General features: G+C 45.3%; 4 protein-coding genes. 2 read left to right on the top strand and 2 right to left on the bottom strand.

Features of this window, described 5'->3' with window-relative positions; all coding sequences use genetic code 11:
* Both ACWVCM_RS00420 and ACWVCM_RS00415 read right to left on the bottom strand, forming a co-directional pair.
* The coding region (locus ACWVCM_RS00420) for a sigma-54-dependent transcriptional regulator (RefSeq protein ID WP_455199717.1) at positions 1-471 on the bottom strand (471 nt) is incomplete at its 3' end.
* Between the two features lie 5 nt (positions 472-476).
* Positions 477-2,108 carry a two-component system sensor histidine kinase NtrB gene (locus ACWVCM_RS00415; RefSeq protein ID WP_455199716.1) on the bottom strand — a complete coding sequence of 544 codons (1,632 nt, stop codon included), beginning with the start codon at positions 2,106-2,108 and terminating at the stop codon, positions 477-479.
* 210 nt (positions 2,109-2,318) lie between these two features.
* Between ACWVCM_RS00415 and ACWVCM_RS00410 the strand changes: the two genes are divergently transcribed.
* Positions 2,319-3,263: a glycosyltransferase family 2 protein gene (locus ACWVCM_RS00410; protein ID WP_455199715.1), complete on the top strand. Its 945-nt coding sequence runs from the start codon at positions 2,319-2,321 to the stop codon at positions 3,261-3,263.
* Positions 3,264-3,280: 17 nt separating this feature from the next.
* Positions 3,281-3,612, top strand: a 332-nt coding sequence (locus tag ACWVCM_RS00405; RefSeq protein WP_455199714.1) for a 5'-methylthioadenosine/S-adenosylhomocysteine nucleosidase family protein, incomplete at its 3' end; no start/stop codon positions are given.

Genomic DNA, 3,612 nt, shown 5'->3' with positions numbered 1-3,612 from the left:
GCTGCGGGCAACTTTTGCGATTGTGGCGCGGGTCTTTTTCATTGCTGGCGACTCGCCCAGCAGGATATCACGTGAGCGTCGATCCATTTTCGGATAGGCATGCGAAACTTTTAACGCGGTGTTTACAAGATTACGCAGCATCTGTAGATCAACGGGCTTGGAGACAAAATCGAAGGCACCTGCCTTGAGTGCCTTGATTGCCAGTTCCATGTTACCGTGTGCTGTAATTACCGCGACAGGCGTGTCCGGATAATTGGATTGCATATGTTCAACCAGGTCGATGCCATTTCCATCCGGCAGTTTCATGTCGGTAAGACACATATTGAAAGGGTGATCTTTCAATAACGCCTTGGCATCCGTAATATTGGCCACCGCTTTGGTGTCCACATTCATTCGGCCCAGGGTCAGTTCCAGCAACTCCCGGATATCCGGTTCGTCATCTACGATTAATGTTAACGATTGATTGCTCATGGCCATTAATGTGTCGTTGGATTACCTGCGAATTCAATGCGAAAACAGCTGCCGCCGGTTGGTACGGCTATATATCGCACAATCGCTTTATTGAGTTCACAGAGCTCGCGTGCAATATACAGGCCGAGTCCTGAACCCTTGGAATCGGTGGTGAAAAATGGTTCAAATATTTTTTGTGCTGTTTCGGGATCAATGCCGGGTCCGTGGTCTATCACGTCAACAAAGGGGCGCCGGTTTTCGTCCAGTAATCCACTGTGCAACTCCAGTTTTGGATTAGTAGGGTGGTCTTCACTAAATCGCAGTCCATTGTGGCTCAGGTTCCAGATGATCTGGTGGAGTTGAGTAGGATCAAAACGAACAGTGATGTCTTTCGAATCAGAACTGTAAGATACTGCATCCGAATCTACATTTTCACTCAACACGAATTCGCTCAGGAACTTCGTTACCCATTCATCCAGGACAATATTTTCCGGAGCTGTGTTGCCACGACGGCTTAATAGTAAAACGTTTTCAATAATGCTATTTACCCTTTCGGTATGGGTGTGAATGATTTGAGTTAGCCGTCTATCTGATGGATCAAGGTTTGGGGATTCTGCCAGCAACTGGTCAGCATGACTGATGGCGCCTAAAGGATTTCTGATTTCATGAGCAATACTGGCAGTCAGGCGGCCTAAAGAGGCAAGTTTCATTTGCTGAGCATGCTGCAACATGCGAACACTGTCTTCCAGGAATATCAATACTCCTGAGTTCGCGCGCGTCCCAAATTGCGTAAAACTGGGTATCACGTCGATACTGGATCCGTTAGTACGGAATATTCTTGCTTCGCTGATACGATTAAATTTCCAGTCCTGGTACTGTTGATTTAGTTCAGCTGATATAGAGTTCAATGATTTGTTGTAAGCATTTTCCAGAATGGGCAAGCCTAGAATCTGCCATGCTGAATTATTCATTAACCGGACCCTGTCATTGTTGTCTACTACGATGACTCCCGATTGCAATCGTTTAATAACATGATCATTGAGTTGTGCCATGTTGGCAAGATCGACACCGCGTTGCTCGGCCAATGCCTCTGTTTCTCGAATCCGCTTGGACAACACATAAGACAACAAGGCAGTAGCAAAGACAGCCGCGCCAAGAAAGCCTGCCTGAGTATAATTGGTGATAATGGACTGGCTGATGTGCGAAACTACCTGGTCCGTCAAAATAGCAAGTGCTGCCAGGGCTGCATACAAAGTGGCGGCTTTGCCGTTTGTTAAGAGACTGTTACCCGCAACCGCCACAACGATTAACATGCCGAGCCCGGTTTCTATACCGCCACTGGTGTGCATAATAATGGTTAACGCGGTTACATCAACCATGGTGAGTAGCAGTACGGTGGCTTCAAAATTCGGCCAACGCCAGTGGATGACAAAGCTGGCCAGTACGCTAATGACAAGATAGATGTAGGATGTAATGGCAAAACCAACGGGATCCAGGCTGCCAAATACGGGAAGATTTTTTTCGATGAAAATAGAAGTTACAAATATTCCTGCCAGGATGATACGGTACAAGTTCAGGAAGTGAAGTGACTTCCAGGCATTGTTATCATCTGTAGCAACTGGGTGACTGGCTGTTAGATTTTCAACTTTTTGAAGCATGATTTATTCTGAAACCAAAAAAGCATAGCGATAAATGCCACCGCCTGGTGTGTCCGGTACCTCAGATCGCAGATTGAGTTAAAATAGAATTTAAAATCAAAGAATTACTTAACGATTCAATCATGAAATTTGCAATAATTAGGCCTATTTTCAGGTTTTTATAGTACCGTTACCGGTGCACCCTATAATTGAGCCACGGCAGATAACCAGATGCCTGATAATTCCCGAAAAACAGCGAGTTACACTGAGTCAGGAGCAATGGATTCGTTCCGGGTCAGCGTCGTGATTCCGACGTTTAATCGAGTTGATCGACTGGAAATGACGCTACAATCGGTGCTGGATCAGACCTTCACGCCACTGGAAATAATAGTTGTGGATGATGGTTCCAGCGATGGTACTGAAGCAATGCTTATGGCCAGATTTGGGAATAGCATTCACTATCATTATCAGGAAAATCGCGGCGTTAGCCATGCACGTAATGTAGGCGTCGAACTGTCCAGTGGTAACTGGATTGCTTTTCTGGATTCCGATGACCAATGGTTACCTGAGAAATTGCAATTGCAGGTGGCGGCTATACAAAGTAATCCTGGTTATGGATTTTGCCATACCAACGAAATCTGGATCCGCAATGGCACACGTGTCAATCCCATGAATAAACACGATAAAACTGGCGGTCATATTTACCAGAAGTGTTTACCGTTATGTGTTATCTCGCCATCTTCAGTACTGATTAAAAAACAGGTGTTTGAAGACATTGGGAATTTCGATGAGTCTTTACCCGTCTGTGAGGATTATGATTATTGGCTACGCTATTGTGCATCCTATCCGGTTTTGTATATTGATTCTCCCCAGCTGATTAAGCATGGTGGTCATGAAGACCAACTCTCCAGACGTTATTGGGGAATGGACCGGTTTCGCATACAGGCATTGTTGAAGATATTAGGTTCCCATAACTTGTCAGAACAAGATCGAATCGCTACTGTGGATATGGTGGAGGAAAAGCACAGAATACTGGAAACAGGCGCCAGGAAACATGGCAATACCGAGATACTCCATTTTTGCGATACAGCCATGCAGCAACTACGATCAATTTTAAATAAGCCTGCGCAGCCTGAAACTGTAGTTGGAGCAACTGTTCAGTACTCAAAAACATAACGCTTGTTAACGATACCATGTTAAATTTTGTTGTTGCGCTATCTGAAGAAGCAAGGCCGATTATTCAACAATTCCGCCTGAAAAGGCTGCACGATGTCAATGCGTTTCCTGTTTATGGCAGTGAAAAGGTACGCTTGATTGTCTCAGGTATGGGCAAGCTGGCAGCGGCTACGGCGACGGGATATTTAGCAGGTATCGATAGCGCTGGTAAGGCAACTGCGTGGATAAATGTTGGTGTCGCTGGAAGCAAGAACCTGCCTGTTGGTCAAGCTATACTGGCGCATCAGATTATTGATGCAGAAAACCAGCAAAAGTTTTATCCCACCATTTATTTTGATACGGACTGTAT

The sequence above is a fragment of the Kaarinaea lacus genome, assembly GCF_975902315.1.
This window is presented reverse-complemented; position numbering and strand designations above follow the sequence as displayed.